This window comes from Mesorhizobium salmacidum (SeqCode) (assembly GCF_037179605.1).
GTDB lineage: Bacteria > Pseudomonadota > Alphaproteobacteria > Rhizobiales > Rhizobiaceae > Mesorhizobium > Mesorhizobium salmacidum.
This window is the reverse complement of the sequence record NZ_JAPYKS010000061.1, coordinates 1-6525: the sequence shown is the minus strand read 5'-3', so window position 1 is coordinate 6525 and position 6525 is coordinate 1. Positions and strand designations below refer to the sequence as shown.

At 58.9% G+C, this 6525-nt stretch carries 3 protein-coding genes and 1 pseudogene; 3 read left to right on the top strand and 1 reads right to left on the bottom strand.

Annotated features, from left to right (window positions below; all coding sequences use genetic code 11):
• Positions 1–291: 291 nt before the first annotated feature.
• Positions 292–459, bottom strand: coding sequence for a hypothetical protein (locus O7A60_RS31525; RefSeq protein WP_337109551.1), 168 nt, complete (start codon positions 457–459; stop codon positions 292–294).
• Between the two features lie 1134 nt (positions 460–1593).
• Here O7A60_RS31525 and O7A60_RS31520 point away from each other — a divergent pair.
• The 3 genes and pseudogenes from O7A60_RS31520 to O7A60_RS31510 all read left to right on the top strand — a co-directional run bounded on the left by O7A60_RS31520 (position 1594) and on the right by O7A60_RS31510 (position 6020).
• A complete protein-coding gene (locus O7A60_RS31520; RefSeq protein ID WP_337109550.1) occupies positions 1594–2898 on the top strand; it encodes an aspartate aminotransferase family protein in 1305 nt (434 codons plus the stop codon).
• A 35-nt stretch (positions 2899–2933) separates the two neighbouring features.
• A complete protein-coding gene (locus O7A60_RS31515) occupies positions 2934–5324 on the top strand; it encodes a GcvT family protein (RefSeq protein ID WP_337109549.1) in 2391 nt (796 codons plus the stop codon).
• A 259-nt stretch (positions 5325–5583) separates the two neighbouring features.
• Positions 5584–6020 (top strand): annotated as a pseudogene (locus O7A60_RS31510) (PIN domain-containing protein).
• The last annotated feature ends 505 nt before the right edge of the window (positions 6021–6525 follow it).

Genomic DNA, 6525 nt, shown 5'->3' with positions numbered 1-6525 from the left:
GGGGCGACATGATCCGGAAAAATATCAGGAGGAGCTTGACCTCAACGACCCCAATCAGAGAAGCCTGCTAGTCTAGAAGGTCATCTTTCCAAGGCCGTGCGGCGCGGACTGTGTCTGGACAAGCGGTACAAGGCTTGGGGACGACCCGGCCTCTCCGCGGCCCCACATCACGCCGGCCACATCCTGGCCTATCGCCGCCTGCGGTTGTCCGGCAAGCACATCGCCATTGGAGGTCCAGTGCCTTCTTTGGAACTCGCACGTTCCACCCTTCAATGAAGCGGGTATAGGCGCCTACAGCATGCTCAACCCAGCGCCGCTCTTCATGTCGACGGCTTCCAATGTTGTAGGCGTGCGCGGCTCCTTTCCGGCCGCGAATTCCTCGCTTTCAGCCTTGAGTTCCAGGTCGCGCAGCTTTTTGGCATCTAGGCCGCGCCACCCGTAGCAATCGCCCTTCGTCAACAGATGCCGGATTATGGCAGTGAGTTGCGGTTGCCATGGCGGCATCCGCGCGGCGCCCGCACACGCATGAGAAGGCACGGAGCGGCCCCGGGCCGCGCGCTGCCACCCCGACGTGCTTCAACGAGCATGCCGCCGCCATGTCCGCGACCCGCTCGCGCCGCATAGGTCGGCATGGGGGCCAGGACGAGATGAGTTGGCCATCAAGGATCGACTGGAGACAACAAAGCGCGATCTTCGCCGGACGATCTGTTTGCGGCCAGCACCTGCCGGCGCAGCGGACCACGCTCTCACGGGACTGGTGTCTAGCAGCAGAGTCCAAAGTCGTCACTTCACCGCGCGTAGCGCCGGTCTCCTTGCGCACTTCGTGTCGCACTATATCTATGGGTCGCCAATCAAGACGGCGGTTTCTGGAAGCATAGGCAACCGGGTCATCGGCTGCCGCGGTTGTCGCGCGGCACTCGTGGTCATCGCAAGAAGCAACTGCGCATCATTCCCCATGCCAAGATCTAGAGGCGATGCCGGAGTCCTGGCCAGCTAAGCCATCGGCTAGCTGCCAGAAGTCAGGATTGCGAACGAGGCCGGCAGGGCGCTGGCGGATGGAAGGTCGACGGCGGAGGCGCCCAGGGCGCGGGCGCGGTTCGTTGCATCCGACTGCGCGTGTCGCAATCATCCATGTGACGCCCTCTTTTGAGGCATTTGAAACAGATTCTCATTTTTTTTGGCGATTGCTACCCTTCGCATAAAGTTAACTTCTACCGAGGTGCACTGAATTGGTTACCTGATGCAGTCTGATTGTCAAAATGCATCGGAAACGCCGACTAGGCTATTCAGCAGATGAGAATATGAACTATCTTCCTGGCCCATGAAAGGTATCCAACCTGCCCTCTGCAACTCTTGTGTTCGAGAAAAGGGTGCTTGGCCTATACTGCGTGAGATGGACATTGTGCGATCAATGTATTCAGCGCAGGGGATCGCCCTGCGCTATGAGCGGCCCGAAGCGCTGTCGGAATCCTCAGAAATTCCCTGTTCCCAATTCATCGCTGTCCACCAGCTGAACGTATCGGAAGCGGGAGAAGCTAAGTTATGGAGCGCCGGTCGCTGTGGGGAAACGCGATGCACAGGGATAGTTCAGAAATGACCAGAAGTGCAATTCTGTTCGAACGTGCGAAGGCTGTGATGCCTGGCGGATGTAGCCGAAACACGATTTTGCGCAAACCGCATCCGATCTATGTTGAGCGGGGACAAGGCTGCTACGTCTATGATGTAGAGGGCGTTCGCCGCATCGACTTTGCGAATAATGTTGCCTCGCTAATTCACGGACACGCACACGCCCCGATTATTGCTGCCGTGGGCAAGCAGTTGCAAAAAGGAACCGCCTTCACCGTTGGTACAGAAGTCGAGATCGAATATGCCGAGCACATGTGCGGCCGCAATGCTGCTTTTGAAAAAATCCGGTTCGTGAATTCCGGAACCGAGGCGGTTATGGCCAGCCTCAAAGCTGCCAGAGCATTCACGCACCGGCCAAAAATCGCAAAAGTGGAAGGGGCTTATCACGGCCTTTACGACTACGCCGAGACAAGTCAGACGGCCAGGCCGGAAAATTGGGGACAGCCGGAGCGCCCTTTAAGCGTTCCAGTGTCACAGGGCACGCCTCAGCGCGCACTGGACGATGTCGTTGTCATTCCATTCAATGACGTTCCGCGCGCGCTGGCTATACTCGACGCACACAGGGACGAATTGGCGTGCGTTCTCATCGATCTGCTTCCTCATCGCGTCGGCCTGATTCCGGCGGCCAGAGACTTCGTAGGAGCGCTGCGACGCTGGACTGAACAAAATGGAGCGCTTTTGATCTTCGATGAGGTCGTCACGTTCCGGTCCGCGGTCGGAGGTGCGCAGCAATGGTATGATGTGCAACCGGATATCACTGCCCTGGGAAAGATGATCGGTGGTGGCTTTCCCATCGGGGGCATCGCTGGACGAGCAGAGGTGATGGAAGTTATGAATCCGTTGCACCGACCCGCTCCTTTCCCCCTCTATGGGACTTTCTCGGCTAATCCAGTGACCATGACCGCCGGCCATATGGCAATGAAGTTGTACGACCGGGAAGCTGTTGAGAGGCTCAATGCATTGGGTGACCGCGCGCGCAGCATGATCGGTGAGGTGATCAAAACAGCCGACGTGCCTGCTTGCGTCACCGGTCGTGGGTCAATCTTCCGAATTCATCTGTCGCCGGATGCGCCTGAGAATTACCGCCAGGCTTACCTGCCGCCGGAGAGAGCTGCGCTTCTTTCAGCATTTGTCGGGCATCTGTTCGAGGGCGGGCTGCTCATGGTCGAGACGGCTACTGGTTTCCTGTCTACGGCCATGTCGGAGCGGGACATCGAAGAAATGGCCGATGCCGTGTTCGCAGCCTTGCACAAAATCAAGCCTTACCTGTAGCCGGCCTACCAATTCAATCAACAACGGGAAGACCGATGTCTGCATCAGCTCTGCCGTCTCATGCGTCTGTCGTCGTAATAGGCGGCGGGATCATGGGCTGCTCCACCCTCTATCATCTTGTAAAGATGGGTGTGTCCGACGCAATCCTCTTAGAACGGAACAAACTGACGTCGGGCACGACCTGGCATTCTGCGGCCCAGGTGCGTGCCTTGCGGCATTCGCATAACATGACGCGAATGGTCCAATATTCCGTCGATTTGTACTCTCAGCTCGAGAGGGAGACCGGGCAGTCGGTGGGGTGGATACAGAAGGGTTCGCTCGCTCTCGCCACCACGCCCGACCGCGAGACGCATCTGCGTCGGCAGAAGGCACAATCGCATGCTGTCGGGTTGAGGGCCGAGTGGATCGAACCCGGCGAAGCGAAGGAATTATGGCCACTCGTCAAGATAGACGACGTGCTTGGCGCCCTCTGGTCCCCCGACGACGGACGTATCTCACCATCGGATGCCTGCGCGGCATTGACCAAATCGGCCAAAGCACTGGGGGCGCGGATATTTGAGAATACGGGCGTTACTGGAATTATTACCCGGAATGGGCGCGTTAAAGCTGTCGAGACCACCGCCGGCATTGTCAATTGCGACTCGATCGCCATTTGTGCGGGACTGTGGTCGCGTGAGGTCGGGGCGATGGGAAATGCGGCCTTGCCGGTGCTTGCCTGCGAGCATTTTTATCTCTTGACTAAACCGATAGAAGGTCTGAAGGGAAATCTGCCGACGCTCGGGGATCACGATAATCACCTCTATTTTCGCGACGATAGTGGCGGCCTGCTAACCGGTTGTTTCGAACCACATGCAAGACCGATCGCCCCAGGCGCCTTGGATGAAACCTTCGAGTTCGGTTTGCTTCCGGAAAACTGGGATCATTTCGAGCCAATGATGCTAGCCGCCATGAAGCGTATCCCGGCGCTTGAAACGGCGGAGGTCAAGATGCTGCTGAACGGGCCTGAGAGTTTCACGCCCGACGGAATGTTCATGTTGGGTGAAGCCGCCGAGACGCGTGGACTCTTTTTGGGGTGCGGAATGAATTCCGTCGGCCTTGCCTCGGGCGGCGGCGCCGGGATGAATTTAGCTCATTGTATCGTTCTCGGCCGGACCGCCTATGATCTGAGCGAGGCCGATGCCAAGCGCTTCCCGCCGGTCTTCAACTCCGTCGAGCACCTCATGGCGCGTGCCCCGGAAGTGCTCGGAGCGCATTACGAGCTCTCCTATCCTGGTCGCCAGCGACGCACTGCACGTAATTTGCGCCTGACACCTCTTGATTCGCGGTTCCGAGCAGCCGGTGCACTGATGGGCCAGTTCTACGGCTGGGAACGCCCGCTATATTTCGGAGCCACCAGTGAGCCGAAGCTCGGCTTCGGCCGGCCGGATTGGTTCGAGAACGTCCGCGCAGAAGTCAAAACGGCCCACGAAGGTGCTGCGATCTTCGATGCTTCAACGTTCGGAAAGATCGACGTCCAGGGAATCGACGCTTGCAGATTCCTCCAGCGTATTTGTATGCGAAACATGGACCGGCCGGCGGGAACGGCGATTTACACCGCAATATTGAACGAACAAGGCAACTACGTAAGCGACCTCACTGCCCATCGCATATCTGACGATCACTATCGACTGTTTGTTGGAACGACTTCGGTGCGTCACGACCTCGCCTGGCTTGAAGGTCAGATGGCTGATTCCGATGTCGTCTTGACGGATGTTACCGAGAGCCTCGCTCAACTGGCGCTGATGGGGCCGGCAGCGGCCCAGGTCGCCGTGGAGTGCGGAGCGCCGGAACTCAAGAAGCTCGGCTACTTCCAGGTCGGCACTGCACATCTCATGGGGACGCCCGTGCGCGCGGTCCGAATGTCCTACGTCGGCGAAGCAGGCTGGGAAATCACCTGCAACGTTGAGAATGCCGGCGCCGTCTACGATGGTCTTGTGATGGCCGGTGCCAGGCCCGCCGGCTTATACGCGCAAACCTCGATGCGTATCGAAAAGGGCTTCGCAGCTATAGGGCACGAACTGGATGGGGATTTGAGCCCCGTCGAGATCGGCTTGGAAAAGATGGCGAAGGCCGGGGGATTTGTCGGGGCCGAGGCTCTGGCCCGAAAGCGCGAGGCCCTACGACGGTCGCTTGTGACGATCGTGATGGACGACGACGCAGCAGTACCGCTCGGTCGCGAGCCAGTCTACGTCGATGGCGAGCTCGCGGGGCAGACCACTTCCGCCGCATATGGCTTCAGAGTGGGTGCGCCGATCTCGCTAGCACATGTGCGTGACGCGGTCGACGGCAAGGCGGTGGAAGTCGATATCGCAGGAAAGAGGACGTTAGGGAGAATGCAGTTTGCAGCTGCATTCGATCCAACCGGATCTCGGATGCGGACGGATTGATGCTTCCCGAAGCGTGCCATTCACCACCATCGGTCCCCATTCGGCCTACGCGGCTTAGCGCGCTTCGAAGTACTCGGCCGGGACGCTGATCGCGATCTGATCCGATCGATCTCCAAGCGGCTGTCGGAGGACACCCCCGAAGCTCAGAGCTTCCGTGAACAGCTCGATCGCTGGCAGGGCGGAGTCGCATTGCGTCGCCGCTGGTAGGGGCCGATCTCGTTCTGTCACGTCCCCAGCAAGAGGGCGCAAAGTCGAACCTGTGACGCGCTACCTGCTTGATACCAACATCATCAGTAATGTTGTCAAACCGCAGCCATCGGAGTCGCTCGCGGCATGGATGTCGTCACAGCGCGACGAGGATCTGTTCATCGCGTCGATGACGCTTGCGGAAATCCGCCGTGGTATTTTGGAGAAGCCACGAGCAAAAAACGCGACGCGCTCGACAAGTGGTTCTCGGGGCCCGAAGGACCGCAGGCGCTGTTTGCGAACCGTATCCTATCGTTCGACGACAAGGCGGCGCTGATCTGGGCGCAGCTAATAGCGAAAGGGAAAGCAGCCGGCCAGCCACGTCTCGACATGATCATAGTCGCCGTTGCCGGCGCGAACGAGTGCGTGTTGGTGACAGACAACGAAAAGGACGTTGCCGGACTCAATTCGTCAATCCGCACGCCGAGCGGTGTGACGCGCTCGCCGTAAAGGCGCTGGGGAGGCAAGATGGCCGGGACTCCAGATAGAGGGCTCACTGCAAACCCGGTGCGCGCTGCTCAGTTCCGCTAGCGCCAGCTGCACGGACCGTCGCAGGTCCGGACGACCCGTTGTGCCAGGGGTTGACTCCGATGATGCCGAAAGCAATATCTCGGATATACTCAGACTGAGCATAGCAGACAATCACACGCGGTTTCGGCATCAGGGGACGGGCGCAACCGGATGGATGGTCCGCCGGCCGGCTCGGGTTCGCTGGGTACCTAGACATTGCCAAGCTAAACCGCAGCAACATCGCTCATTGATGGGAGAAGCGAGGACAGTTTTTGGCCAGCACCCGGTCGGCCAGCGATGCGAGAAGCCTGATGCCCCTCAATCTCACCCCAGCGGCAAACGACCATCATCGAAGCAATGCGTTATGGAAGCACCCTGCGCTTTGGCGTCGGCACCTCGATGACACGTTCGAGTTCCTCAATCAGATCCGCAAAAGTTCAAGCCA

Excerpts from the sequence above, each read along its gene's own strand:
- O7A60_RS31520 (WP_337109550.1), top strand. The coding sequence starts at position 1,594 with ATGACCAGAAGTGCAATTCTGTTCGAACGTGCGAAGGCTGTGATGCCT.
- O7A60_RS31515 (WP_337109549.1), top strand. The coding sequence starts at position 2,934 with ATGTCTGCATCAGCTCTGCCGTCTCATGCGTCTGTCGTCGTAATAGGC.